The sequence below is a fragment of the Vibrio sp. ABG19 genome (assembly GCF_029962385.1).
Classification (GTDB): domain Bacteria; phylum Pseudomonadota; class Gammaproteobacteria; order Enterobacterales; family Vibrionaceae; genus Vibrio; species Vibrio ostreae.
The window spans coordinates 1,801,024-1,826,673 of sequence record NZ_CP071708.1 but is presented as its reverse complement, the minus strand read 5'-3'; the positions used below and the strand labels follow the sequence as shown (position 1 = coordinate 1,826,673).

The following is a 25,650-nucleotide window of genomic DNA, read 5'->3' as shown; positions in this document are numbered from 1 at the left end:
ATATACTTACCGACCGACATCCTACCAGAATTTTGAACAGTGTCAAATTGTGGCGAGATTCTAATCAGCCTGACGACGTAAGAAAGCCGGGATATCCAGATATCCGTTTTCTTTCTCTTGCTTAGGCGCAGTGCTTTGGCTTGCTGAAGCAGACGCTGAGCTCTGAGCCGGTGCTGGCTGAGTTTTCACTTCTACTTTTTCTTGCAAAGGTTGTGCCGGTTTTTCTTCCACTTTCGCTGCGACTGCCGCTTGTTGTGGTTGAGCTGCCTGCGCAGGTTTCGCTTTACCGCCGGCGACCAGAGTGATATCCGGTTTACGCTCGTTGCCGATACCTGTGGCAACAACCGTTACGCGAATCTCTTCAGCCATATCCGGATCCAGAGAAGTACCGATCACGACAGTCGCATTGTCAGAAGCAAATGCTTTAACAGTGTTACCAACCGTTTCGAACTCATCCAGACGCATATCCAGACCTGCGGTAATGTTAACCAGTACGCCTCGCGCGCCAGCCAGGTCGATATCTTCCAGCAGTGGGCTGGAAATCGCCATTTCGGCCGCTTCTTCAGCACGGTCTTCACCTTTCGCAACACCGCTACCCATCATGGCGTGACCCATTTCCGACATTACGGTACGTACGTCCGCAAAGTCGACGTTGATCATACCCGGACGAGTAATCAGTTCTGCGATACCTTGTACTGCATTCTTAAGTACGTCGTTCGCGCTGGCAAAGGCTTCAAGTAAAGTGATCCCACGACCCAGTACTTTCAGTAGTTTTTCGTTTGGAATAGTGATCAGAGAGTCAACATGCTTAGACAGCTCTTCAATACCCTGTTCCGCGAACGAAAGACGTTTTTTACCTTCAAAGCTGAATGGCTTAGTCACTACAGCAACGGTCAGGATGCCAAGTTCTTTAGCCACTTCCGCAATCACAGGAGCAGCACCGGTACCGGTACCGCCACCCATACCAGCGGCGACAAATACCATATCGGCACCTTCGAGAACTTCTTTAATACGTTCTCTGTCTTCGAGAGCTGCATCACGTCCTACTTGCGGATTAGCACCCGCACCCAGGCCTTTGGTGATATCGCCACCGATTTGAATGACTGTGCTTACGCTGGTTTTACGAAGCGCTTGTGCATCTGTATTGATACTGATGAATTCCACGCCTTCGATGGACTCACGTACCATGTGTTCAACGGCGTTACCACCGCCACCACCAACCCCAACGACTTTGATTACAGCTTCGTCAGACATTTCCATCATCGGTTCAAACATGTGTTATCTCCGTTTTTCCTGCAACTCAGGTTAAAACTCTTTTTGTATCCAATTACGCAAACGACCGAATAATCCCGACACCGACTGGCGCTTAGGCTCCTGGTAATCGCTGTCGTCATTAATCTGGCTGTCTTTTGCGTAATGAAGTAAACCCACTGCCGTAGAATGATACGGCTCTTTAACGTAATCGGTCAGGCCACTGACCTCGAGAGGTTTGCCAACTCTGACCTGGTTGCGGAACACCCGCTCCGCACACTCAACTAAACCTTCTATTTGCGCCGCGCCGCCGGTTAACACAATACCGGCTGCCAGGTGATGTTTAATTCCGTCCTGGCGCAATGTTTCCTGAACTGAGTCAATCGTCTGGTTTACCAGGCCCATTAACTCAGTGTAGCGAGGCTCAATGACTTCCGACAAGGTTTGACGCTGCAAACTGCGAGACGGACGCCCACCCACGCTGGGAACGTTAACTGTGTCATCTTTGCTGACCAGTTCGCTCAGCGCACAGCCGTATTTAACTTTGATCTCTTCGGCGTCGCTGACCGGTGTGCCGAATGCAAACGCAATATCACTGGTGACCGCGTTGCCGGCGTATGAAAGCACTTCGGTGTGCCTTAGAGCGCCGCCCGTCCAGATGGCAATATCCATGGTGCCTGCACCAATATCGATCACACACACACCAAGTTCGCGCTCATCTTCAGTAATAACGGCATTACTGGCCGCCAATCCTGAGTACACTAACTGTTCAACTTTTAAACCGCAACGTTCCACCGCTTTAATGATGTTTCTTGCCATATCATTGTGACAAGTGATCAAATGTACGCTGACTTCCATACGTACACCTGATAATCCTAGCGGATTTTTAATGCCTTCTTGATAATCAATCGTAAATTCTTGAGGAATGACATGCAAGATTCGCTGCTCTTCACCAATTTTGATTGATTTCGCGGTATGGATCGCCCGATCCATATCGTCCTGGGACACCTCTTCATCCGAAATGGTTCCCATGCCTTTTTCAATTCGGCTGGCAATGTGTCGCCCGGAAATCGACAAAAACACATTGTTAATCTGGCACTCGGCCATTAATTCTGCCTGGTCTATCGCACGCTGGACCGATTTCACCACCGATTCCAGATCGTTGACGCCACCTTTATCCATACCACGAGATGGACTATTACCTGAGCCAATAATATTAATTTGACCATCAGGGAGGACTTCACCCACAAGCGCGGATACGGTGGCGGTGCCGATATCCAGACCAACAATAATGTTGTCGTTGGCAGTTTTAGTCATCTGTATTCTCTTGTGCTAACTCTTGTTCTGAGATCCAACCTACTGCAGCGCCGGTATCGTATCTGAGGTCGATATAACTGACCCGGTCAGCGTCACTGCCTAATTGCTTGTAGAGCAGGAAAAAGCGGTTAATACGTTCATCAAGCGACTCTTTTCCCAACTCCAGCCGGATACCGTTATCCAAAATGATTTGCCAGGCGCGGCGTTCATTGAGCAGCAGCGATGAGATGCTGTGCCCGATACGCGCAAACTTATCCTGATACTGACGCCAGACTTTTAACACTTCCGGCGCACTGCCCTGTGGGCCATACAGTTTTACGTGCTCTTCATTCACCAGACCGATATCGCCGTCAAACACGTACCCAGTGTCATCCAACAGCGCATTACCATTCCAGATGGCGGCAACTTTGTGCTCGGTCAGAAACACTTTAATCGTATCCGGCCACTGCTTGCGAATCGAAGCATGTGACACCCAGGGAATCGACTGCACGCTGTCCTGCAGCACATCAATATCCTGGGACATAAAAGTGCCGATGTGATCGATACGGGCAAAAGACCGCTGCACATCAGAGGTCGAGACGTATTGTAAATCACCCTGCAATACGATTTTGGACAGTGGCAGACGTTGCTCGTCCCACATCCAGCTGATCGTCGAATACAACAAAAAGCCAATCAGCAACAGCACCACGATAAAAAAACTGCCGCCAGCGGCATGTTGTTTTAATTGCGGCGACGCGGACAATCGGCGACCTTCGGCAAACACGTTACCTTTGGCGAACACATTATTCAGCAAAGTCCGATGATCCTGTTGACGACTGGCAAATTGATTCCCTATTTCTTTTTGCAATAGAGGCAAAAGCACTGACTTTAACCTTTGGATTATACTGAGGTGCTGGAAAGTATCAAATACTGATAGATAAAATTACTCGTCAATATGAGCTTAGTTCAGCCACCACCCCAGATATACAACTTTTTACTTTTTTTTGCAGCGTTACTGCCCCTGCATCTTTTCAATGCACAGTTCCAACGCCGCCAAATCTTTGGCTACTTTGCCCACATCACCGGCGCCTTGCGTCAGAACCAGGTCACCGTCTTGTAGGACGTTGGCTAAAACTGACGGTAAGGTCTTGCTGTCAGGGACAAAAATCGGATCCAGCTTACCGCGGCTACGAATGGTGCGGCACAGGGATCGGCTGTCTGCACCAGCGATGGGTTTCTCACCGGCCGAGTACACATCCAGCATCAGCAGCACATCAACCTGCTCCAGCACATTGGCAAAATCGTCATACAGATCGCGGGTCCGGGTGTAACGGTGCGGCTGGAAAATCATCACCAGACGTTTATCACTCCAGCCATTGCGCGCGGCAGCGATGGTCACATCCACTTCGGTCGGGTGATGGCCATAGTCGTCCACCAGCATCGCTTTACCACGACCAGTGGCAAATTCACCCAACTGGTCAAAACGACGCCCGGTGCCCTGGGTACTCTCCATCGCGCGCAGAATAGCGCCATCATCGACATCGTCTTCGGTCGCCACCGCAATCGCGGCGGCGGCATTGAGTGCATTGTGGCGGCCCGGAATATTGAGAGTGATATCGAGGTTTTTGCGCCCCTGACGCACCACGGTAAATTTGCCCTGCTGACCTTCCTGGCGGTAATTTTCAATCCGCACATCGGCGTCTTGTGAGAAACCGTAAGTGATCACATGGCGGCTGATACGCGGGATCAGTTCACGAATCACCGCGTCGTCGACACACATGATCGCGCGACCGTAGAACGGCAGGTTATGCAGAAATTCGATAAAGGTCTGTTTCAGAGTTTCAAAATCGCCACCATAAGTGTCCATGTGATCCGCTTCGATGTTGGTCACAATCGACATCATCGGCTGCAGATGCAGGAACGAGGCATCACTCTCGTCGGCTTCAGCAATCAGAATACGGCTCGAACCAAGACGGGCGTTAGTACCGGCGCTTTTCACCAAGCCGCCGTTGACAAAGGTCGGGTCGAGGCCGGCTTCAGAATAAATCTGTGTCACCAACGCTGTGGTGGTGGTTTTACCGTGCGTACCGGCCACCGCGATACCGTGACGAAAACGCATCAGCTCAGCCAGCATCTCGGCGCGGCGCACAACAGGGATACGTTTTTCACGCGCCGCTTTGATTTCCGGGTTCTGTTCATTGATAGCGGTCGAGACCACGACCACGCTGGCCTGCGCTATGTTCTCTGCAGCATGGCCGATAAAAATGGCGGCACCTTTTTCCGCCAGACGCTGAGTCACAGCGTTCGAGGCGATATCAGACCCTGAGATCTGGTACCCCTCATTGAGCAACACCTCAGCGATCCCGCTCATACCGGCACCGCCGATACCGATAAAATGAATGCATTTCACCCGGCGCATTTCCGGAACCATAGCGCGAATCTGTGCTAAATCTTGCGTGTGTTTAATTGTCATGAATCTGTTCTCAATTTGGAGTGTGGCCAGGCTCTGTCAGCGCAATAATCGCCTCCGCCACCACTTTATCTGCGTCCAGTTTGGCCGCATGGCGGGCCTGCTCGGCCATCGCCAGCAGCGCCGCGCGATCCAGGCCGGAAATCGTCTGTGCCAGTTTATCCACGGTCAGTTGCGGCTGCTCAATCATTTGCGCCGCGCCGCATTCGACCAGATGGTCGGCATTAAGCGCCTGCTGGCGGTCTTTGTGCATAAACGGAATGAAAACCGCGCCGACTCCGGCTGCAGACACTTCAGAAACGGTCAAAGCGCCTGAGCGGCACACCAGAAGGTCGGCCCAGGCATAAGCCTGCGCCACATCATCGATAAACTCGGTCACTTCGGCATCAGTCACGCCCTGCTGCTGATACGCCTGTTCTACCTCAGCCTGGTTATTTTTACCCGCCTGATGGCGAATCTGATAACCGGCGCCCAGTTTCGCGGCGACCTGCGGCAGAGTCTGGTTAAGAATTCGTGCGCCCTGACTGCCGCCCATGACCAGAATCCGCACCGGGCCTTCACGCCCAGCCAGACGCTGCGCTGGTGCCGGCAACGCCACCACATCGGCGCGAACCGGGTTACCCACTACCGGCGCGTGCGGGAATGCGCCGTCAAAAGCCTGAAAGACCTTACGGGCTATTTTCGACAGCCACTGGTTGGTCAGTCCGGCCACCGCATTCTGTTCATGCAGCACGACTGGAATACCCAGCGTCCAGGCGGCGATGCCTCCCGGCCCACTGACGTAACCGCCCATGCCCAGCACCGCATCCGGCTGCCAGGCCTGCATATGACGGCGTGCCTGCATAATGGCGTTCACTATCTGAAACGGCGCTTTAATCAGGCGCGCGATACCCTGTCCGCGTAATCCTTTGACGCGAATAAAATCAATCTCGATACCATGCTTAGGCACCAGATCCGCTTCCATACGATCAGCGGTGCCCAGCCAGCGGATGTCCCATCCCTGCTGCTGCAGCTGTTTCGCCACCGCCAGCCCCGGAAAGACATGCCCTCCGGTGCCACCAGCCATTACCATCAATCGTTTATTGTTTTTCATCATTGAGTTCTTTTGTGTTGTGGCGTTGCGCCAGCCGGCATTCGTGATCAATACGTAACAGTATCGACACCGCCACCGACATAATAATCAAACTGGAGCCGCCGTAACTGATCAGCGGCAGAGTCAGGCCTTTGGTGGGCACCATACCAGCCGCAGCACCGACGTTAACTAAGGTCTGAAACGCAAACCAGATACCGATACCAAACGCCAGATAACCACCAAACTGGTGATCGTGTTCGAACGCTTTTTTACCGATCAGGATCGCTTTGAATACCAGGCTGAAAATCAGCATCAGCACCAGAGTGACACCGACAAAACCAAGCTCTTCTGCCATCACGGCGAATACAAAGTCGGTGTGCGCTTCCGGCAGGTACTCCAGCTTCTGAATCGAGTTGCCCAGCCCCTGGCCGAACCATTCGCCACGGCCAAAAGCCATCAGAGACTGAGTCAGCTGATAACCGCTGCCAAACGGGTCTTCCCACGGGTCTAGAAATGAGGTCACACGGCGGATACGATACGGTTCAGCAGCAATCAGCGCCACCACGGCCAGAATGCCAGCCACCATCAGCGCCAGGAACTGGGACAGTTTGGCCCCGGCAATAAACAGCATGCCAAACAGCGTCACCAGCATCACGATCACAGTCCCGAGATCGGGCTGACCGAGCAGCAGGATCGCCAAGGTCCCAAACACCATGATCGGCTTCATAAAGCCGCCGAAGAAGGTCTGGCGTACTTCATCGTGTTTACGCACCAGATAACCGGACATGAAAATAAACAGTGACAGCTTAGCCACCTCGGCCGGCTGCAGGTTGAACAGCCCGAGCGGGATCCAGCGCGATGCACCGTTGACCGACTTACCGGCCAGCAACACGATGATCAGTAAAAGGAATGAGATCGCCAGCAACACGGTGCTGTATTGCATCCAGCGTTGCATCGGTACCCGCAGCACCACGGAAGAAGTGGCGAGCGCCAGCAACAGAAAGATGCCGTGGCGGAACATAAAGTGGAACGGATCGTCAGTCAGCCGTGAACTGATTGGGAACGAAGCCGACGTCACCATCACCAGGCCAATCAGCATCAGGCCGAGCGCAATCCACACCAGTTGCCGGTCAAACAGGACTTGTGGTGAGGGCGTGCGCAGCCAGTGGCTCAGGGCGGAAATGGGTCTGGACAGTAACAAAATCGTTCCCTTGGTTTAATTGCTTCAAGCGCTTAATGAAATAAGCGCTTAGTTAAGTACATCGATAACGCTGCACACCGGCAGATGATGCCGATTGATAGATTAAGCATAGTGACGCGCCAGCTCAGCAAAAGCATCGCCGCGCGCCATAAAGTTAGCAAACTGATCAAAGCTGGCACAGGCAGGCGACAGTAAGACCATATCTCCGGCCTGAAGTTGCGGGCGAATCGCACGCACCACATCCTGCATGCTGTCATAACGCTGCGCCGACGGATGAAGCGGCATAAACTGATCGCCGTCGCGGCCGAAACAGCACAATTGCAGCGGCAGCGTAGCCAACACCGGCTGCAGCGGCGTAAAGTCCGCCCCTTTGCCAACCCCACCGACCAACAGGTACAAAGTGCCCTGTACGCTCAGACCAGACAGCGCGGCCAGCGTGCTGGCCACGTTGGTGGCCTTAGAGTCGTTAACCCAGGTTATACCCTGATTATCGGCAACCACCTGACAACGATGTGTCAATCCGGTGTAAGACTTAAGCGCCGCGAGTGCATTTGTATAATTCACGCCCGCGGCATCGAGTAAAGCAAGCACCGTCAGTACGTTAGCGACATTGTGTCGCCCGACTAGGGTCAGTTCGCGGCTCGGTAGTACTGCCGTGCCGCGCGCCATCAGCCACTCCTGCGGCTCAGCGCCGTCGGCACTGATGAGTGCCGTGCAGTAATCGGCCGGCTGTTCCAGACCAAAGCTCACGCTGCGGACATTGTCCTGCTCGGGCCAGGTCTGATTGTCATCGGCGTTAATCACCGCCGTGGCCGCATGGTCAAAAATCCGCAGTTTCGCCGCGCGGTAGTCCTGCATGCTGTCGTAGCGGTCCATATGATCTTCAGACAAATTAAGGAAGGCAGCGGCAACCGGCGCCAGGCTGGCAGTAGTTTCAAGCTGGAAGCTGGACAGCTCCAGCACATACAGCTCAGCAGACGTCGCGAGTAAATCCAGTGCCGGCACACCAATGTTACCGCCAATCGCGGTTGCAACACCGGCAGCGTTAGCCAGCACGCCGGTTAAATCGGTGACGGTGCTTTTGCCGTTTGAACCGGTAATCGCAATCACCGGCTTATCGCAGTGCCAGGCAAACAGCTCAATGTCACCCACCACAGGGACTCCGGCGGCCAGCGCCTGCTGAATCTGCGCCGTGGCCAGCGCAATGCCGGGGTTGGCGACAATCAGATCCGCCTCCAGCAGCCACTCCAGGTTCCAGCTGCCGCAATGCAGGCCGACCTCAGGGGTAAGCTGGTCACGCCCGGGCGGCGTATCACGGGTATCAATCACCCGCACCTGCAACTGAGGATGAAATTTTTGCAGATATTTAACGACAGAGAGCCCGGTAATACCGAGCCCTGCGACCACTACATGCTTAATGCCTTGCCAACGGTCCATTTTATTTCCAATTTCAGTGAGTTACTTTAACGTCACCAGCCGGATTAGCGCACCTTAAGCGTCGCCAAACCAATCAGTACCAGTACGATAGAAATGATCCAGAAACGTACGATAACCCGCGGCTCCGGCCAGCCTTTCAATTCATAGTGGTGATGGATAGGGGCCATACGGAAGATACGCTGACCGCGCAACTTGTAAGAGCCGACCTGCAGAATCACCGACAGAGTTTCCATCACGAACACACCGCCCATGATCACCAGCACAAACTCCTGACGCACCAGCACGGCAATCGTACCCAGCGCGCCGCCCAGTGCCAGTGAGCCGACATCGCCCATAAACACTTGCGCCGGATAGGTGTTGAACCACAAGAAGCCCAGGCCGGCACCGACCATGGCAGTACAGACCACCACCAGCTCCGAGGTGTACGGAATGTATGGAATATGCAGATAATTAGCGAAGTTAACGTTACCGGTTGCCCAGGCAATCACGGCAAAACCGGCCGCGACCAGTACGGTCGGCATGATCGCCAGGCCATCCAGACCATCGGTCAGGTTGACCGCATTACTGGTTCCGACAATCACAAAGTAAGTCAGCACGATGTACAACAGCCCCAACTGCGGCATGACATCTTTGAAGAAAGGCACCACCAGCTGAGTCGCGGCAGTATCCTGGCCATGGGCATACAGGGCAAATGCCACCACCAGCGCAATCGCCGACTGCCAGAAATATTTCCAGCGTGCGATCAGGCCGTCGGTGTTCTTACGCACCACTTTACGGTAATCATCGACAAAACCGACCACCCCATAGCCGAGTAGTACCGCCAGTACCGCCCACACATACGGGTTGCTTAAATCAGACCACAGCAGGACAGTGATAATGATCGAAGCCAGGATCATCACCCCGCCCATGGTCGGCGTACCGCGTTTACTGAAATGCGATTCCGGACCGTCGTTACGTACCACCTGGCCGATTTGCAGCAGCTGCAGGCGTTTAATCAGACGCGGGCCCATCCACAAGGAGAGCGCCAGGGCGGTCAGGATGCTGACGATTGCTCGAAATGACAGGTATTCAAACAAACGGAAAAACGAAAAATATGGCTGGAGTAACTCCGCAAGCCAAATAATCATGAGTATTTCTCCTTAAGAGCAGCAGCGATCTGGCCCATACCCGCACTGTTCGCCCCTTTGACGATCAGTACGTGAGCGCGATCCTGTTGTTGGTCAAGTTGCTGCTCGATAAACATAATCATATCCTGATGAGAGGTAAAATGACGGCCGTGACAGACCTCGCTGATCACTTTCGTATCCTCACCATATGTCAGAACATATTCAAACTGGAATGGTGCAGCATGTTCACCGACTTGTCGGTGAAGTGCAAGGCTTTCCTCGCCTAACTCGGCCATATTGCCTAAAATCAACCAGCGGGTGGCACAAAAACCACCCAGCAGATCCACCGCGGCCTGCATGGCCGGAACACTGGCATTGTAGCTGTCGTCAATCAGACGAATGTTGTCGGTCAGTTGCGTCGCTTCCACCCGGCCTTTCACTTTGGCCAGATGAGCCAGCCCGGCCTGAACCTCACTCAGTGTCGCGCCCAGTTCCAGTGCCAGTGCGCAGGCTGCCAGCGCATTGGCGACATTGTGCTGGCCGATAATGCCAAGCTTCACCGCGATTTCTCCCTGCGGCGTCACCATGATAAAGCTCGCTTCACCGGTGCTATTCAACACGATGTCACGCGGATAAAAGTCAGCGCTGTGATCCGTCACGGAAAAAGTTTGCACCGTTTTGTCGGCCAGCACCGCCTGCCACAGTTCACCGCCGTGACTATCGAGGTTGACCAGTGCGGTGCTCCCCGGCTTAAGACCCTGATAAATTTCACCTTTAGCGCGTTTCACCCCATCAATCGAGCCAAAACCTTCCAGGTGCGCAGCCGCCACATTGTTGACCACTGCCACATCCGGCTTCACCAGCGCGGTGGTATAAGCAATCTCACCGATGTGATTGGCACCAAGCTCAATCACCGCGTAATCATCCTGCGCTGTCGAGCGCAGCAGCGTCAGCGGCACCCCGATATCATTATTAAAGTTACCGGCGGTAAACAGCACCTGACCTTTGGCGCTAAGAATACTGGCCACCATCTCTTTAACCGTGGTTTTACCGCAGCTGCCGGTGATCGCAATGGTCGGGGTTTGGCACTGCTGATGCACCCAGCTTGCCAGCTGGCCGAGCGCCTGTTTGCTGTCGTCCACAATCAGTTGCGGCGTCGCAACCGCCAGTTCGCGCTCAACCAACAAGGCACTGGCACCGGCTTCTACTGCCTGGGCGGCAAAATCGTGCGCGTCAAAGCGCTCGCCGACCAGAGCCACAAACAAGGCTGCAGGCGGCAGATTGCGGGTATCGGTTGAAACCGCACTGATTGCGCGGTCTGCGCCCACAAGGCGCGCGCCCAGTACAGCCGCAAGCTGAGTTAAAGTCGTGGTAATCATGCCGGTAACTCCAGTAATTGTTGGGCGCTTTCACGGTCCGAGTAGTGAATCGTCTCATCCGCCAGCACCTGATAATCTTCATGCCCTTTGCCCGCCAGCAGAATGATGTCCTGCTCACCGGCCTGCTGCAGCGCAAAACGCGCCGCATCCAGACGGCGGTGCTCGACATGGGCATGGGCAGGCTCACGCATACCGGCCAGCATGTCCTGGACGATTCGTTGCGGGTCTTCACTGCGCGGGTTGTCGTCGGTCAGAATCACCCGATCGGCAAACTGCTCCGCCACGGCGGCCATCATAGGTCGTTTGCCTGTATCGCGGTCACCGCCGCAGCCGAAAATGGCCCATAAGCGGCCCTGACAATGTACGCGCAATGCACGCAGCGCCTTTTCCAGCGCATCCGGCGTGTGGGCGTAATCGACCACGATTTTGGCTTTACCTGGTGCCTGAAACAGTTCCATGCGACCTAAAACCGGGGTCAGTTTAGGCGCCGCCGCTAACAACGCCGTTTTATCAAAACCGAGACTGAGTAAAGTCGCCAGTGCCAGCAGCAGATTGGACGCATTAAATTCGCCAATCAGCGGCGCATGCAGCTGCCCTTCGCCCCAGCTGCTGCTGAAATCAAGGGTAATCCCACTTTCAGCATAACTGACGGACGTTGCCCATAAACGGCGTTCAGACGCTGGCTGAGCAAGCAGAGAAACCGCCACAGATTGGGAGAGCTGTGCGGCCCATTCAGCGCCGACAGCGTCGTCGACATTGATAATCGCATGCTGCGTATTGTGCTCGGTGAACAGGCTCAGTTTGGCGGCGGCGTAAGCCTGCATGGTGCCGTGATAATCAAGATGGTCGCGGCTGAGGTTAGAAAACACCCCGGCGGCGAAAGTCAGCGCTTTGACGCGCCCCTGCACCAGACCATGCGAGGAGACCTCCATCGCGGTGTATTGCGCACCTTGCTGCGCCAGCGTATGCAGCGTCTCCTGCACCTGAAGTGCATTACCTGTGGTATTGGCGGCAGGCGCAAGGTTGGCCAAAAAGCCATTACCGGTTGTGCCCATCACCGCAGCTTTGCTGCCGAGCAGTTCAATCCACTGCGCGATCAGCTGGGAAATGGTGGTTTTGCCATTGGTGCCGGTGACGGCAATCACCTGATTAGCATGTACGCCGTACAGACGGCCGGCCAGAGCGGACAAATGGTCACCCAGTTCGGCCAGATAGACAACAGCCATACCGCTGCGCCACTCGAGCTGGCCATGCGGATGCTGCTCACACGCCTGCGCCAGAACCAGATTCGCGCCTTGCTGCAACGCTTTATCGATAAAGCGGCGTCCGTCGGCTGCATGGCCGATAATGGCGACAAAGGTATCGCCCGGATTGACTTTGCGACTGTCGAGTTCCAGCCGGGTGACGGTCAGCGCCGTCAGTTCTGGCTCATCAATGCTCAGCCAGGGAGCAAGCAGTTGGGGTAAGGCCATGCCAGTGTTCATTGTATTCTCACACTCTCTGCCCCTGCCGTGACGACGGCCGGGTTGGTTCAGTTTTGAAAACGGTTCTCATCCGGTGCAATGTTTAAGATCTGCAACGCGCCTTTCATAATTTCAGAAAAGACCGGACCGGCGACCGCACCGCCGTAATAGGAGTCGCCCTGCGGCTCATTGACCATCACCATCAGTGAAATACGCGGGTCGCTGACCGGCGCCACACCCGCGGTATAGGCAAAATATTCATCGCTGTAGCCACCGGCAATCGCTTTGCGCGATGTGCCTGACTTGGCCGCAATCCGGTAACCCGGTACGGCGGCTTTGACTGCCGTACCGCCCGGCTGGGTCACGGTTTCCAGCATATCCAGCACTTTGCGGGCATATTTGGCGTCCACCACCTGGTGCGACAGATCCTCATCGTTACTGTCAATCAGATGCACCGGCTGATATTTACCCAGGTTACCTAAGGTGGCATAAGCGTGCGCAAGCTGGATCGGGGTGATCGCCAGACCGTAGCCAAACGCCAGGGTGGCAATTTCAAACTGCGACCAGCGGCGGCGATTGGGGAAAATACCGGTGGTTTCACCAACCAGGTTAAGGCCGGACACTTCACCCAGGCCGACTGCGTTATACATGCTGAGCATATCCTGCAGCGGCATCCCCAGCGCCAGGTGAGTCACACCGACGTTGCTGGATTTTTTCAGAATCATCTGCAGCGTCGCTTTACCAACTTTCGACGTATCGCGCACCCGGCTGCCGCCGATGCGCATTACCCCATCGCCAGTATCGATAATGGTTTTCTCATCCGCCGTGCCGTTGGCCAGCGCCGCCAGGACCACAAACGGTTTGACCGTCGACCCCGGCTCAAACGCATCGGTGATGACCCGGTTACGCATTTTAAAGCTCTGCCAGTCAGCACGGTTATTCGGGTTATACGACGGCGCATTGACCATCGCCAGCACCGCGCCGGTTTTGACATCCAGCATTACCGCCGAAGCAGAAGTGGCGCGATAATCGGCCATTGCCTGCTTGACCGCACGAAACGCAATCGCCTGCAGACGCTGATCGATGGTCAGCTTAAGCGGCTTGCCCTCTTCACGCTCTTCGAGCGAGATGTTCTCCACCACGCGGCCATAACGGTCTTTACGAATAATACTCTTACCCGCTTCACCGGTCAGCCATTTGTCATAACTGCGCTCGACCCCTTCCAGGCCATGACCGTCAATACCGGTCACACCAATCAGGTGCGCACTGACTTCACCGGCCGGGTAGTAGCGGCGCGATTCCGATTTCAGTCCGACCCCGGACAACTTGAGCTCACGAATGTATTTCGCCATCGCCGGGCTGACCTGACGCTGCAGGTAGATGAAGCGCCGGGTTTGGTTGTCGGCGATTTTTTTCATCATTTCCTGACGGTCCAGACCCAGTACATCGGCCAGCGCGTACCAGCGATCCTTTTCGACCAGACCGCCCTTTTTGTAAATCGTGGCCGGATCGGCCCATACCGCTTCGACCGGCACACTGACCGCCAACGCTTCACCATTGCGATCGGAAATAATACCGCGCGCCGATTCGAGCGTTTTGGCCCGCACCGAGCGCATATCGCCCTGACGGATCAGGTTATCCGGCTCAATGATCTGGATAAATGCCAAACGCCCGACCAAAAGGCCGAAAGCCAGCAACACAAAAAATACGATCAGATAAAAACGCCAGCGAATGAATGTCGGCGCATCGCCTGCGCTGGCTTGAGGTTTGGATTTTGGGCTATCGGCAGACTTAGATTTAGACTTGGCGCTGTCTTTGGCTGGCTTTTTCGTCATTTGAGTTCAATCACTACTTCTTTGTCAGCATCAGGACGTTTCATATTGAGGTCGTTTTGGGCCACTTCCTGCACCCGGCTGTGTTCCGCCAGTGCGGTTTCTTCCAGGATCAGGTTGCGCCACTCGTTGTCGAGGTGGTCACGCTCTTCCAGTACCTGATCTTTTGCAGTAATGGCCTGGCGGGTATGGTGGGTGGTGAACACCACCCCCATGGCTGACGCAAAAATCAGCACCAGCATCACCAAAGGCACCCGCCCGACCGTAAGCAGGTCGAGAGCGATAAGTTTGGCAAGGTTCGGCTTGGTTTGCGACATATTAACTATTTCTTACCTGCTTTGAGCTAATCATTACCCGCTTTCAGCTCTCGGTTAGCGGTTATGTTTATCGGTTATGAGAAAGTCGATTGCTGGCCATCACAGTTTTTCTGCAATGCGCAGCACCGAACTGCGTGAACGCGGATTCATCTCCACTTCCTGCTGCGAAGGTTTAATCGCCTTACCGACCGCTTTCAGATTAGCGCTACCGAGCGCTTTGATCTGATCCTGGGTCAGTGGCAGACCGTGCGGCACTTCCGGGCCCTGACTCTCTTTACGGATAAAGCGTTTCACCATGCGATCTTCCAGCGAGTGGAAACTGATCACAGATAAACGGCCTTCAGGCGCCAGAATCGAAGCCGCACCTTTAAGGGCAGTATCAATCTCTTCCAGTTCACTGTTGATGTAGATACGAAAGGCCTGGAACGTGCGCGTCGCCGGATGTTTTTTCTCTTTAAAGCTCTTTGGCGCCGCTTCAGAAATCAGCGCAGCCAGATGACTGGTGCGAGTCAGCGGCTCTTTTTCTTCGTTGTCACGATGAGCAACAATTGCTTTGGCAATACGGCGCGCGTGTTTGTCTTCCCCAAATTCACGAATCACCCAGGTGATGTCATCGAGATCCGCCTGCAGCAGCCACTCCGACACCGGCAGGCCGGAAGTCGGGTCCATCCGCATGTCGAGCGGGCCGTCTTTCATAAAACTGAAACCACGTTCGGCATCGTCCAGCTGCGGTGAAGAGACGCCTAAGTCAAACAGCACCCCATCGACCTTACCGACTAAATCGTAACGCTCGGCGTATTCGGCAATGCCGGAAAACGGGCCATGTACGATGGTAAAGCGCGGATCGTCGATCTTCTCTGCTTCGGCGATGGCCTGCGGATCGCGGTCAATACTGAACAGACGGCCATTCGGACCCAGTTTGGACAAAATAGTACGGCTGTGCCCGCCACGACCAAAGGTGCCATCGATATAAGTGCCGTCCGGCTTAATTGCCAGACCGTCGATCGATTCATGGAGAAGCACGGAAATATGTTGGAAAGATTCAGTCATAATGGTCTCATTTTGCGGGAACGCCCGTCAGTGTCTGTGAGTAGTGTACCGATTTCCCGCACTACTGCTACCCATAAGCATATACAGGACGTGACATTGCGCTAAGTTTAATGGTTTTACGGTCGACTAAGTCAGTAAAAAGCAAAAAACCCATCATAACGTTGCCGTTATGATGGGTCCTGAATAGGTGGAGCCGACGTATAAGCCGGGTTCTGTTCCGCTTGCGCGGTAGTAGCCATTCGTCTAGGCCAGCAATCGCTCACTGGCTCAAGCAACCTACCCGCTTCCTAACGCGAGCCACGCTGTGTGGAAGCCTATTTGGTCTTGCTCCGGGTGGAGTTTACCCTGCTACGAACTGTTGCCAGACGCACGGTGCGCTCTTACCGCACCCTTTCACCCTTACCTGATCCCTTACGGGCCATCGGCGGTCTTCTCTCTGCTGCACTTGTCGTAGGCTTGCGCCCCCCAGGCGTTACCTGGCACCCTGCTCTATGGAGCCCGGACTTTCCTCCCCCTTATCAGTCTCCCCAACACAAGGTCAAGGGACGTCAATAAGGCAGCGACTACCCAGTCAACTCCAGGCGCGAATTCTAGCGGCAACGCCCGCCACTGTCTAGGAAGAATCGGACTTAGTGCTAAAATTGAGCCCAAGTGGTCATTCCTGCAGCGATTTGGGTGCCATTGTGGGCTTAGCCCAGGTTGTCCAGCCCCCACTTATACAGTGCGTTCTTTTTCAGGTTGTAGATTTCCGCTGTGGCGGCGGCCGCTTTTTTCAATGGCAGCTCTTTAACCAGAATCCCCAGCGTGCGCAACGCTTCTTCCGGCAGCGACTCTTCAGCACTATCACGATAGCCGTGGATCAGCACCACCATCTCGCCCCGTTTGCGGTTGTCGTCTTCTTCAATCCAGTCGATCAACTCGCCGAGCGGCAGCCCCTGAATGGTTTCAAAGGTTTTGGTCAGTTCACGCGCCAGCACCACATCACGCTCCGGGCCGAGGATCTCCAGCATATCCTGCAGGGATTCGGTAATCCGGTGCGGCGATTCATAAAAGATACAGGTCCGTTCGGCTTTCGCGATTTCCAAGAATTTATCCTTACGGCCCTTGCTCTTCGCTGGTAAAAAGCCTTCAAAACTAAAGCGGTCAGATGGCAGACCCGAGGCACTCAGCGCGGTGATTACCGCGCACGCACCTGGTAATGGCACAACTTTAACACCGGCCTGACGACACTGATTGACTAAATGGTAACCTGGATCACTGATGAGTGGTGTCCCGGCATCAGACACAAGCGCAATAGATTGCCCGGCCAGTAATTTCTCAACTAATACTTGAGCTTTTTGCTGTTCGTTGTGATCATGCAGAGCGAACGTCTTCGTTTGAATATTGAAGTGCGACAGCAGTTTGCCCGTGTGACGAGTGTCTTCTGCGGCGATAACGTCAACATTTGACAGCACATCCAGTGCCCGTTGGGTAATATCCCCTAGATTGCCTATCGGAGTCGGAACTATGTATAAAGTTGGGACTTCTGTCGGCAAGGTTTTGCTATCTGTCATTTGTTTACCATCACTTCAACGATTAATATAGAGACAATTTTACACGGATTAACGAAAGAACTCATGGCTATGAAAAACCATCAGAGACGCAGTGTACCACGCTTACTCACTCCCGTTGCATTAGCAATTACCCTGGCCGCCTGTTCGTCGACCTCAACCTCACCGTTGAAAGTCAACCTGACAGACGAGCCAAGCTTGCCGACCCAGGTCTATTTGATGCAAGCGGACAGCAGTCAAGGCAGCCTGCAAAACGACTGGTTGATCATGGCGCTGAAAGCAGCACTGGCAGAAAACGACACCGCGCAGGCCGACCTGATTAACCGTCGCCTCGCCAAACAGACCCTGAGCCATGCGCAGCAGGCGGAATGGCGCCTGACTCACGCAGCACAGCTGTTTAACGCCGGGCAGTACGCCGATGCCCTTAAGCAGCTGCAATTTACCCACGACTGGCAACTGGCCGATCAGCAGTGGCAGCAATACCACCAGCTGCGGGCCGATATTTTCACCGCGCAGGATCGCAGCTTTGACTCCAGCCGCGAGCTGGTTGCGCTGTATGATTTCGTCAATCGCGAGCAGTATGAAGCCTTATCCGACCAAATCTGGACCAACCTGAGCCGCTACTCTGCCCAGGACATCACCAAGCTCTCGGCCGGTGCCGATGAAGCGGTGCTGGACGGCTGGCTGCAACTGGCAGTGTATGTCAAAACGCTGGGCAGCGATCTGCCCCAGTTGAAGAATACCCTGCAAAAATGGCTGCAGGAGAATCCGGATCATCCGGCAGCACGTTATACCCCGCAGGCAATTGAAGATATCCTTAACCTGGAAATCGTCAAACCTAAGCACACCGCGCTGCTGCTGCCGCTGAGTGGTAAATTCTCCAAGCCGGCACACCAGATCCGCGATGGCTTCATCATGGCACTGATGAACGATGAACAGCGCGATCCGCAAGCAACGCTGACCATCATCGATACCAACAGTGAAACGCCAGAGTCGATCGATAAAACCCTCATCAACAACAAGATTGATTTTGTGGTCGGTCCGCTGATTAAAGACAACATCCAAGCGCTGCAGAAACATCAGCAGCAACGCGGTCAGACCATCCCGGCCCTGGCACTCAATATTCCCGATCAGGTCGAGGAAGGTGCGGACACCTGTTACCTCGCCCTGTCACCCGAGCAGGAAGTCGAGCAGGCAGCCAAGCATTTGTATGATCAAGGCTACCGCTATCCATTGATTCTGGCCCCGCAAGGCAACTACGGCCAGCGTGTGGTTGAAGCCTTTGACCAGGCGTGGAAACAGTACAGCAAACACAAAGTCGCGGTCAGTCAGTATCAGGATCGCCGTCAGCTACAACGCAACATCAACAATGTGTTTGGTCTGCAGGACAGCCAGCAGAATATTGCTCAGATGGAATCCCTGCTGGGCATGAAGATGGAAAGCCAGCCGCGCAGTCGTCGTGACATCGACGCCGTGTATATCGTCGCCAATAGTGCGGACCTGACCCTGATTAAGCCATTCATTGAAGTAGCGATTAACCCGGATACTCAGCCACCAAAACTGTTCTCGAACTCAGCCAGCAACAGCGGCGGTCGCCAGTATGAAGATTTGAGCGGTGTCAGCTACAGCGACATTCCACTGCTGATTCACCCGGATGAGAAGATTGCCGAGCAGATGGAAAAACTGTGGCCGAACTCTTCCAACGCCGAGCGCCGTTTACAGGCAATGGGCATGGATGCGTACCAGCTGATGGTTGAACTTCCGCAGATGAAAGTCGTCCAAGGTTATACTATCCAGGGCCAGACCGGTGTGCTGGGCATTGACGATAACTGTGTTGTACAGCGTGAAATCAGCTGGGCTGACCATGGGGCTCTTTAGCCGTCTTAAGCCAGTCAACCGGCGTCAGCAAGGTCAGAATTATGAACAGGCGGCGGCAGATTATCTGCGCCGCCACGGCCTGCTCCTGATTGAGCAAAACTTTCAGGTCAAGGCCGGTGAACTGGATTTGATCATGCGCGACAATGACACCCTGGTGTTCGTTGAAGTGAAATACCGCCATGACCAGCGCCACGGTCACGCTGCTGAAACCGTAACCAGACAGAAGCAGGCACGCTTGATCAAAGCGGCAAATTGGTGGATGCTCAAACAAGGCCTGAGTGCCGACCACACCAGTTTTCGATTCGATGTCGTGGCCATTCATGATAACGGACGCCAGATTGACTGGATAAAAAATGCAATCACCGAAGGATAATCGATGCTAGACAGCATTAAAGACAGTTTTACCGAAAGTATTCAAATTCAAATCGCCGCAGCAGAAGCGCTGCCGGATGCCATCATGCATGCCGCTCAGGCGATGGTCGCGACTCTGCTTAATGGCAACAAGATCCTGTGCTGTGGCAACGGGGGATCAGCCTCAAACGCGCAGCAGTTTACCTCTTGCCTGATTAACCGTTTCGAAACTGAACGCCCGAGTCTGCCAGCCATGGCCATGACCGCTGATAATACCACCCTGACCGCGGTCGCTAACGACTACCACTATCAGGAAATCTTTTCCAAACAGGTGCGCGCATTTGGTCAACCAGGTGACATTCTGCTGGCGATCTCCACCAGTGGTAACAGCCAGAACATTATCAAAGCGATGGAAGCGGCAGTAACCCGTGACATGACCATTATCGCGCTGACCGGCAAAGACGGCGGCGAGATGGCGGGCCTGCTGGGTGAAAACGATGTGGAAATCCGCATTCCTTCGCACCGTACCGCCCGAATTCAGGAAGTGCACATGGTCACCCTGCACTGTTTGTGCGACTTGATCGATCAGGTTTTATTTCCCGCTCACGAAGAGTAAGTTATGAAAACACTACGCCTATTTTCTGTTTTACTGGCTCTGGTCTCCCTGTCGGGATGTGCCGGACTGTTTATCGCCGGTGCCGCGACCACGGTCAATATCGCAACCGATCCGCGCTCCACGCAAGAGATCTGGAAAGATAACAATCTGGAGCTCGACATTACCGGTCTGGCCAATAAAACGCCTTACCAGCATCAGATGCGTATCACAGCCAAATCCTACCGTGGTACCGTGATTCTGATCGGTCAGTCGCGGACTGAAGATATGCTGCGCCAGTTCGTCGGCCAGGTCGAGCAGCTGCAAGGTGTCAAAGAGCTGCACAACCAGGTCAAAATTAAAGAGCCGCTTTCGTTTGGCCAAATCAGTAATGACAGCTGGATCACCACTAAGGTGAAATCAGCGCTGCTGGCCAAAGGTGAACTCAACGGGGTGAAAGTCTCGGTGATCACCGAGGACAGTGAAGTGTACCTGTTTGGCTATGTCAGCCGTGAACATGCTGCTATCGCCACCGACGTTGCGCGCAATATCTCCGGTGTTACTCAGGTCATCAAAGCGTTTCAGTATGCGGACTAAACGCTGAGTGTCTCACGCAGATTAGCCCAGGCTCCGGGCATAAAAAAATGCCCGGCCCGCAAATCGAGACATAAAAATCAAGACATAAAAAAAGCAGCGTAATAACGCTGCTTTTTGATTTTCTGCTGGCTAACTTGCCACTCTAATGACGAATAACCCTGCGGTTATTTCACCACACGCAGGCTTGGTTTGCCTTTGGCCGGACGAGGTGTTTCTTCCTCGTCACCAGCTTGCTCGCCATCATCCTCAACCGTAGCAACCGATACATCGGTCAGCGCCGGCTCAGCCGGGCTCTCATCCTGCAGGTTTTCTTCCGGCAGTTCCATGTACGCCTCTTCAGGCTCAAACATGGTACCCGCCCCGTTCTCACGGGCATAAATGGCCTGTACCGCGTAAATAGGCACGATAACCTGATGCGGGCGACCGCCAAAACGGGCGCTGAATGTGACCGCGTCGTTACCCAGTTCCAGGTTACCGACCGCACGTGGCGCAACATTAAGAATGATCTGACCGTCCTGTACGTATTCCATCGGAACACGTACACCCGGCAGAGTGGCATCAACCACCAGATGAGGCGTCAGTTCGTTATCCAGCAGCCAGTCATAAAATGCCCGAAGCATGTATGGCCGGCGCGGTGTCATTTGCTCGATATCCATTACTCAGGCCTTAACGAGACAGACGCATCTCGCGTTCTGCTTCAGTCAGAGAAGCCAGGAATGAATCACGTTCGAACACACGGTTCATGTAAATCTTCAGCTCTTTAGAACCCGGGCCGATCAGTTCAATGCCCAGTACCGGCAGACGCCACAACAGCGGAGCCAGGTAGCAGTCGATCAGGCTGAACTCTTCGCTCATGAAGTATTCGTATTCAGCAAAGAGCGGCCCCAGAGTCAGCAGCTCACCACGCAGTTCGTTACGTGCAGATTCCGCTTCCTCCGCACTACCTGTCACGATCTTGTCTGCCAGTGAATACCAGTTACGTTCGATACGGTAAATCATCAGACGGCTGTTACCACGGGCAACCGGGTAGACAGGCATCAATGGCGGATGAGGAAAACGCTCATCAAGGTATTCCATGATGATTTTTGAGTCGTAAAGCGCAAGCTCACGGTCAACCAATGTTGGTACTGATTTATATGGGTTCAGTTCAAGCAGTTCTGCAGGCAGATTGTTATCGTCTACCAGCTCAACCTCAACACTGACACCCTTTTCAGCCAGCACAATACGCACCTGATGGCTATACATATCTGACGCACTAGAAAATAGAGTCATCACAGAACGTTTATTGGCAGCTACAGCCATGGAGCCCTCCAGCACACACTTACAAATATAAAAAACAATGGAGGCTGAGCCTCCATTGATGATTCGATGAATCAAGAATTAGCACGGCATAATAGCACAATTAGTGCACATCACGCCAATACTCTTTCTTAAGCAGCACTACAACTATGGTCAACAGCACCAGGAAGGCCATCACCCACCAGCCCATGCTCTGACGCTCGAGCTTGACCGGCTCACCGGAATACTCAAGGAAGTTCACCAGGTCACGCACTGCCATATCAAATTCGCCGCTGCTCAGTTCGCCATTACCACGTGATTGGGTGCCCACCACGGTACGCACTTCTTCACCGTTCACCATATGGGTGCCGAATACCGGATCCGGAATACCTTGCAGCTCTTCCAGTACGTGCGGCATACCAACGCTCGGGAAGACAATGTTGTTGACCCCGAACGGACGACTCGGATCGGCATAGAAAGAACGCAGGTAGGTATACAGCCAGTCAACACCACGCACACGAGCCACCAGAGTCAGATCCGGAGGCGGCGCGCCGAACCACTTGGCCGCGGACTCTTGCGGAATCGCGTTTTCCATCAACGAACCAATTTTGGTTTGCGGATCAAAAATCAGATTCTCTTTCATCAGGTCAGCCGGAATCCCCAAGTCAGTGGCAACGCGCTCATAACGCTGATACTGAGTCGAGTGACAACCAAAACAGTAGTTCATAAACAGCTTGGCGCCACGCTGCAAAGAAGCCTTGTCAGTCAGGTCATTACCCGCTTTGTCCAGATGTACATTGGCTCCGGCTGCCATCACCAGGGAAGGCAGCATGGCAAACAAAATTACAATCCATTTTTTCATTTGAATGTCACCCTCTTCGGTAATGGTTTGGTTGCTTCGTTTTTACTGTAGAAGAACAGCAGCACGAAGAACATGAAGTAACCCAGACTAAAGATGCGCGCCAGCAGAGTATAAGTTGGCGTCGCAGGCAGCGCGCCCAGAATACCCAGGGCAATGAAACAAATGGTAAATTGGATAATGTTCACCAGGTGGAACTTACTGCGGTAGCGGTAAGAACGCACTTTACAGCGGTCCAGCCACGGCAACAGGAACAGCACCACAATCGATGCACCCATCGCGATAACACCAATCAGCTTGTCCGGTACCGCACGCAAAATGGCGTAGAACGGAGTGAAATACCAAACCGGTGCAATGTGCTCAGGGGTTTTGAGCGGGTTAGCCGCTTCAAAGTTAGGCGGCTCAAGGAAATAGCCTCCCATCTCTGGATTAAAGAACAACACATAACAGAACAGGAACAAGAAACCCGCCACACCAACCAGATCTTTTACCGTGCCGTAAGGATGGAAAGGAATCGAGTCGATAATGTCGTATTTCTTGGTGTAGTACTCATGGAACTTGAACTGGCTCTGGTAATCGTCCCCCATCGAGCCTTTTGGCAGCTTGGTTTCGATACCATCCGGGTTGTTTGAACCCACTTCATGCAACGCCAGAATGTGCAGTACAATCAGCAGCAGCAGCACGATCGGCAGCGCAATCACGTGCAGCGCAAAGAAGCGGTTCAGAGTCGCACCGGAGATCACGTAGTCACCACGGATCCACAAAGTCAGGTCGTCACCAATCACCGGAATGGCACCAAACAGAGAAATGATCACCTGTGCGCCCCAGTAAGACATCTGACCCCATGGCAGCAGGTAACCCATAAAGGCTTCCGCCATCAACGCCAGGAAGATCAGCATACCGAAGATCCACAGCAGCTCGCGCGGTTTCTGGTACGAGCCGTAGATCAGACCACGGAACATGTGCAGGTAAACCACCACGAAAAATGCCGACGCGCCGGTCGAGTGCATGTAACGCAGCAGCCAGCCGTATTCGACATCACGCATGATGTATTCGACTGAGGCAAACGCCCCTTCGCCGGACGGCACATAGTTCATTGTCAGCCAGATACCGGTCAGGATCTGGTTCACCAATACCAGCATTGCCAAGGAACCGAAAAGGTACCAAAAGTTAAAGTTCTTCGGCATCGGGTATTCAGACAGGTGCTTTTTGTACGCATTCATCGCGGGCAGGCGTTTTTCCACCCAATCAAGTAGTGCTTGCATTATGCCTCCCCGGTTTCGTCAAGACCGATAACCATACGGGTATCGCTCAGGTACATGTACTTAGGAATGACCAGGTTGAGTGGAGCAGGTACACCCTGGAATACACGGCCCGCCATGTCGAACTTAGAACCATGACAAGGACAGAAGAAACCCGATTTAACACCTTGCACTTGTTCACTAAAAGAGTCCGGTAAATAGGTAGGTGAACAGCCCAGGTGGGTACAGATACCAACCGCGACAAAGTATTCAGGCTTGATCGAGCGGTAGGTATTTTGTGCGTAGTCAGGTTGTTGATCTTCTTCAGAATTTGGATCGCGCAGTTGATCATCGTGCTGTTTAAGACCATCGACGATTGACTGCGAACGACGTACAACCCAGACCGGTTTACCACGCCATTCGACGCGAACCATTTGCCCCGCTTCGAGTTTACTGATGTCAACTTCGACCGGGGCGCCGGCGGCTTTCGCCTTGGCACTTGGGTTCCACGATTTGATAAAAGGTACAGCCACAGCAGCCGCTCCCAACCCGCCGACCACTGCTGTGGTAGCGGTTAAGAAACGTCTGCGACCGTTATTTAAAGGCACATTGCTCATCCAGACATTCTCCCATTTGCTCCTTGTGGATTCCTGTTATTCCTCTCAAGAGCATGGCTAACAAAATACGTTTATAATTGTATGTATTTGATGAGTGAGCATAAATAAAACCCTACTTTTTGACAAGATAAAGCTACCTTTTGCTAACATCAGTGCGGCGTTTCGCACGTCAGGTCACAAAAGAAGCAGAAGGGTGAGAAAACCGACAGAAGGACGCTGTGAGAAAGAGCAGCATTGCCCTGCGGGAGAAGAGTGAAAACAGTTCTATTTGCTGACAAATTAGCTGCTAACTATCTAAAAAAACTGAATTTAAAGCGAAAATCCTGAATGACAGACACAAAAAAGCCCGGTAAAAACCGGGCTTTTTGATCCACAATCCAGCCAGGCTGGAAAGCGAGACTCTTTTCGTAGTGAAAAGATTAACGCTTAGAGAACTGTGGACGACGACGTGCTTTACGCAGACCAACTTTCTTACGTTCAACGCGACGAGCGTCACGAGTAACGTAGCCAGCTGCACGTAGAGCAGGACGTAGAGACTCATCGTATTCCATCAGAGCGCGAGTGATACCGTGACGGATAGCACCTGCCTGACCAGAAATACCACCACCAGAAACAGTGATGTAAAGGTCTAGTTTCTCAACCATCTCAACTAGCTCTAGAGGCTGTTTAACAACCATGCGAGAAGTTGGACGACCGAAGTACTCATCAAGGCTACGCTTGTTGATTACGATGTTGCCGCTGCCTGGTTTAATGAAAACACGCGCAGCTGAGCTTTTGCGACGGCCAGTGCCGTAGTATTGATTCTCTGCCATT

24 protein-coding genes and 1 other RNA gene are annotated in these 25,650 nt (G+C 53.5%); 4 read left to right on the top strand and 21 right to left on the bottom strand.

Annotation, left to right across the window (positions count from 1 at the left end; genetic code table 11):
* Positions 1-60: 60 nt before the first annotated feature.
* The 15 genes from ftsZ to rsmI all read right to left on the bottom strand — a co-directional run bounded on the left by ftsZ (position 61) and on the right by rsmI (position 17,427).
* Positions 61-1,275 carry a cell division protein FtsZ gene (gene ftsZ / locus J0X00_RS14735; protein ID WP_136483353.1) on the bottom strand — a complete coding sequence of 405 codons (1,215 nt, stop codon included), beginning with the start codon at positions 1,273-1,275 and terminating at the stop codon, positions 61-63.
* 30 nt (positions 1,276-1,305) lie between these two features.
* On the bottom strand, positions 1,306-2,568 hold the full coding sequence (ftsA, locus tag J0X00_RS14730; RefSeq protein WP_218562299.1) for a cell division protein FtsA: 1,263 nt from the start codon (positions 2,566-2,568) through the stop codon (positions 1,306-1,308).
* Positions 2,561-3,331 (bottom strand): cell division protein FtsQ/DivIB, encoded by a 771-nt coding sequence (locus tag J0X00_RS14725; RefSeq protein WP_282478298.1) that lies wholly within the window; start codon positions 3,329-3,331, stop codon positions 2,561-2,563. Before J0X00_RS14725 ends, ftsA begins: the two co-directional genes overlap by 8 nt.
* A 228-nt stretch (positions 3,332-3,559) precedes the next feature.
* On the bottom strand, positions 3,560-5,020 hold the full coding sequence (murC, locus tag J0X00_RS14720; protein ID WP_136483351.1) for a UDP-N-acetylmuramate--L-alanine ligase: 1,461 nt from the start codon (positions 5,018-5,020) through the stop codon (positions 3,560-3,562).
* Between the two features lie 10 nt (positions 5,021-5,030).
* Positions 5,031-6,110, bottom strand: a complete 1,080-nt coding sequence (murG, locus tag J0X00_RS14715) for an undecaprenyldiphospho-muramoylpentapeptide beta-N-acetylglucosaminyltransferase (RefSeq protein WP_218563442.1) — start codon at positions 6,108-6,110, stop codon at positions 5,031-5,033.
* Positions 6,097-7,290 (bottom strand): cell division protein FtsW, encoded by a 1,194-nt coding sequence (gene ftsW / locus J0X00_RS14710; RefSeq protein ID WP_136483350.1) that lies wholly within the window; start codon positions 7,288-7,290, stop codon positions 6,097-6,099. The genes murG and ftsW overlap by 14 nt, the downstream gene beginning before the upstream one ends.
* A 102-nt stretch (positions 7,291-7,392) precedes the next feature.
* A complete protein-coding gene (murD, locus tag J0X00_RS14705) occupies positions 7,393-8,727 on the bottom strand; it encodes a UDP-N-acetylmuramoyl-L-alanine--D-glutamate ligase (RefSeq protein ID WP_282477089.1) in 1,335 nt (444 codons plus the stop codon).
* A gap of 44 nt (positions 8,728-8,771) precedes the next feature.
* Complete coding sequence (gene mraY, locus J0X00_RS14700; protein ID WP_136483348.1) at positions 8,772-9,854, bottom strand: phospho-N-acetylmuramoyl-pentapeptide-transferase; 1,083 nt, start codon at positions 9,852-9,854, stop codon at positions 8,772-8,774.
* Positions 9,851-11,212 carry a UDP-N-acetylmuramoyl-tripeptide--D-alanyl-D-alanine ligase gene (gene murF / locus J0X00_RS14695; protein WP_282477088.1) on the bottom strand — a complete coding sequence of 454 codons (1,362 nt, stop codon included), beginning with the start codon at positions 11,210-11,212 and terminating at the stop codon, positions 9,851-9,853. The genes mraY and murF overlap by 4 nt, the downstream gene beginning before the upstream one ends.
* Positions 11,209-12,696 carry a UDP-N-acetylmuramoyl-L-alanyl-D-glutamate--2,6-diaminopimelate ligase gene (murE, locus tag J0X00_RS14690; RefSeq protein WP_218562302.1) on the bottom strand — a complete coding sequence of 496 codons (1,488 nt, stop codon included), beginning with the start codon at positions 12,694-12,696 and terminating at the stop codon, positions 11,209-11,211. The genes murF and murE overlap by 4 nt, the downstream gene beginning before the upstream one ends.
* Positions 12,697-12,743: 47 nt before the next feature.
* Complete coding sequence (locus J0X00_RS14685; protein WP_282477087.1) at positions 12,744-14,510, bottom strand: penicillin-binding transpeptidase domain-containing protein; 1,767 nt, start codon at positions 14,508-14,510, stop codon at positions 12,744-12,746.
* Positions 14,507-14,824: a cell division protein FtsL gene (gene ftsL / locus J0X00_RS14680; RefSeq protein ID WP_218562304.1), complete on the bottom strand. Its 318-nt coding sequence runs from the start codon at positions 14,822-14,824 to the stop codon at positions 14,507-14,509. Before ftsL ends, J0X00_RS14685 begins: the two co-directional genes overlap by 4 nt.
* A 99-nt stretch (positions 14,825-14,923) precedes the next feature.
* A complete protein-coding gene (gene rsmH, locus J0X00_RS14675; RefSeq protein WP_136483343.1) occupies positions 14,924-15,874 on the bottom strand; it encodes a 16S rRNA (cytosine(1402)-N(4))-methyltransferase RsmH in 951 nt (316 codons plus the stop codon).
* 185 nt (positions 15,875-16,059) lie between these two features.
* An RNA gene (gene rnpB, locus J0X00_RS14670) (RNase P RNA component class A) lies at positions 16,060-16,453 on the bottom strand.
* A gap of 110 nt (positions 16,454-16,563) precedes the next feature.
* On the bottom strand, positions 16,564-17,427 hold the full coding sequence (gene rsmI / locus J0X00_RS14665) for a 16S rRNA (cytidine(1402)-2'-O)-methyltransferase (protein ID WP_282477086.1): 864 nt from the start codon (positions 17,425-17,427) through the stop codon (positions 16,564-16,566).
* 69 nt (positions 17,428-17,496) lie between these two features.
* Between rsmI and J0X00_RS14660 the strand changes: the two genes are divergently transcribed.
* The 4 genes from J0X00_RS14660 to J0X00_RS14645 are packed head-to-tail and all read left to right on the top strand — an operon-like array spanning position 17,497 to position 20,842.
* Entirely contained in the window at positions 17,497-19,302 is a 1,806-nt protein-coding gene (locus J0X00_RS14660; RefSeq protein WP_282478297.1) for a penicillin-binding protein activator, read from the top strand.
* Entirely contained in the window at positions 19,289-19,675 is a 387-nt protein-coding gene (locus tag J0X00_RS14655; RefSeq protein WP_136483590.1) for a YraN family protein, read from the top strand. The genes J0X00_RS14660 and J0X00_RS14655 overlap by 14 nt, the downstream gene beginning before the upstream one ends.
* Positions 19,676-19,678: 3 nt before the next feature.
* Positions 19,679-20,269, top strand: coding sequence for a phosphoheptose isomerase (locus J0X00_RS14650; protein WP_136483340.1), 591 nt, complete (start codon positions 19,679-19,681; stop codon positions 20,267-20,269).
* A gap of 3 nt (positions 20,270-20,272) precedes the next feature.
* A complete protein-coding gene (locus J0X00_RS14645; RefSeq protein WP_136483339.1) occupies positions 20,273-20,842 on the top strand; it encodes a BON domain-containing protein in 570 nt (189 codons plus the stop codon).
* A gap of 164 nt (positions 20,843-21,006) precedes the next feature.
* Here the strand turns inward: J0X00_RS14645 and sspB are convergent, their stop codons facing one another.
* The 6 genes from sspB to rpsI all read right to left on the bottom strand — a co-directional run bounded on the left by sspB (position 21,007) and on the right by rpsI (position 25,649).
* Positions 21,007-21,498: a ClpXP protease specificity-enhancing factor gene (gene sspB, locus J0X00_RS14640; protein ID WP_276605438.1), complete on the bottom strand. Its 492-nt coding sequence runs from the start codon at positions 21,496-21,498 to the stop codon at positions 21,007-21,009.
* 10 nt (positions 21,499-21,508) lie between these two features.
* The gene (gene sspA, locus J0X00_RS14635; protein WP_136483338.1) at positions 21,509-22,144 is read right to left on the bottom strand and encodes a stringent starvation protein SspA; all 636 of its coding nucleotides are present in this window, start codon (positions 22,142-22,144) and stop codon (positions 21,509-21,511) included.
* A gap of 100 nt (positions 22,145-22,244) precedes the next feature.
* Entirely contained in the window at positions 22,245-22,982 is a 738-nt protein-coding gene (locus tag J0X00_RS14630) for a cytochrome c1 (RefSeq protein ID WP_136483337.1), read from the bottom strand.
* Positions 22,979-24,244, bottom strand: coding sequence for a cytochrome bc complex cytochrome b subunit (locus tag J0X00_RS14625; RefSeq protein ID WP_136483336.1), 1,266 nt, complete (start codon positions 24,242-24,244; stop codon positions 22,979-22,981). Before J0X00_RS14625 ends, J0X00_RS14630 begins: the two co-directional genes overlap by 4 nt.
* On the bottom strand, positions 24,244-24,837 hold the full coding sequence (gene petA / locus J0X00_RS14620) for a ubiquinol-cytochrome c reductase iron-sulfur subunit (RefSeq protein ID WP_136483335.1): 594 nt from the start codon (positions 24,835-24,837) through the stop codon (positions 24,244-24,246). Before petA ends, J0X00_RS14625 begins: the two co-directional genes overlap by 1 nt.
* Before the next feature lie 419 nt (positions 24,838-25,256).
* On the bottom strand, positions 25,257-25,649 hold the full coding sequence (rpsI, locus tag J0X00_RS14615; RefSeq protein WP_136483334.1) for a 30S ribosomal protein S9: 393 nt from the start codon (positions 25,647-25,649) through the stop codon (positions 25,257-25,259).
* Position 25,650 lies beyond the last annotated feature (1 nt).

Bases quoted from the DNA above. Each gene is read 5' to 3' on its own strand.
- ftsZ (WP_136483353.1), bottom strand. From the start codon at position 1,275: ATGTTTGAACCGATGATGGAAATGTCTGACGAAGCTGTAATCAAAGTC.
- ftsA (WP_218562299.1), bottom strand. From the start codon at position 2,568: ATGACTAAAACTGCCAACGACAACATTATTGTTGGTCTGGATATCGGC.
- murC (WP_136483351.1), bottom strand. From the start codon at position 5,020: ATGACAATTAAACACACGCAAGATTTAGCACAGATTCGCGCTATGGTT.
- murG (WP_218563442.1), bottom strand. From the start codon at position 6,110: ATGAAAAACAATAAACGATTGATGGTAATGGCTGGTGGCACCGGAGGG.
- murD (WP_282477089.1), bottom strand. From the start codon at position 8,727: ATGGACCGTTGGCAAGGCATTAAGCATGTAGTGGTCGCAGGGCTCGGT.
- mraY (WP_136483348.1), bottom strand. From the start codon at position 9,854: ATGATTATTTGGCTTGCGGAGTTACTCCAGCCATATTTTTCGTTTTTC.
- murF (WP_282477088.1), bottom strand. From the start codon at position 11,212: ATGATTACCACGACTTTAACTCAGCTTGCGGCTGTACTGGGCGCGCGC.
- murE (WP_218562302.1), bottom strand. From the start codon at position 12,696: ATGAACACTGGCATGGCCTTACCCCAACTGCTTGCTCCCTGGCTGAGC.
- J0X00_RS14685 (WP_282477087.1), bottom strand. From the start codon at position 14,510: ATGACGAAAAAGCCAGCCAAAGACAGCGCCAAGTCTAAATCTAAGTCT.
- ftsL (WP_218562304.1), bottom strand. From the start codon at position 14,824: ATGTCGCAAACCAAGCCGAACCTTGCCAAACTTATCGCTCTCGACCTG.
- rsmH (WP_136483343.1), bottom strand. From the start codon at position 15,874: ATGACTGAATCTTTCCAACATATTTCCGTGCTTCTCCATGAATCGATC.
- rsmI (WP_282477086.1), bottom strand. From the start codon at position 17,427: ATGACAGATAGCAAAACCTTGCCGACAGAAGTCCCAACTTTATACATA.
- J0X00_RS14660 (WP_282478297.1), top strand. From the start codon at position 17,497: ATGAAAAACCATCAGAGACGCAGTGTACCACGCTTACTCACTCCCGTT.
- J0X00_RS14655 (WP_136483590.1), top strand. From the start codon at position 19,289: ATGGGGCTCTTTAGCCGTCTTAAGCCAGTCAACCGGCGTCAGCAAGGT.
- J0X00_RS14650 (WP_136483340.1), top strand. From the start codon at position 19,679: ATGCTAGACAGCATTAAAGACAGTTTTACCGAAAGTATTCAAATTCAA.
- J0X00_RS14645 (WP_136483339.1), top strand. From the start codon at position 20,273: ATGAAAACACTACGCCTATTTTCTGTTTTACTGGCTCTGGTCTCCCTG.
- sspB (WP_276605438.1), bottom strand. From the start codon at position 21,498: ATGGATATCGAGCAAATGACACCGCGCCGGCCATACATGCTTCGGGCA.
- sspA (WP_136483338.1), bottom strand. From the start codon at position 22,144: ATGGCTGTAGCTGCCAATAAACGTTCTGTGATGACTCTATTTTCTAGT.
- J0X00_RS14630 (WP_136483337.1), bottom strand. From the start codon at position 22,982: ATGAAAAAATGGATTGTAATTTTGTTTGCCATGCTGCCTTCCCTGGTG.
- J0X00_RS14625 (WP_136483336.1), bottom strand. From the start codon at position 24,244: ATGCAAGCACTACTTGATTGGGTGGAAAAACGCCTGCCCGCGATGAAT.
- petA (WP_136483335.1), bottom strand. From the start codon at position 24,837: ATGAGCAATGTGCCTTTAAATAACGGTCGCAGACGTTTCTTAACCGCT.
- rpsI (WP_136483334.1), bottom strand. From the start codon at position 25,649: ATGGCAGAGAATCAATACTACGGCACTGGCCGTCGCAAAAGCTCAGCT.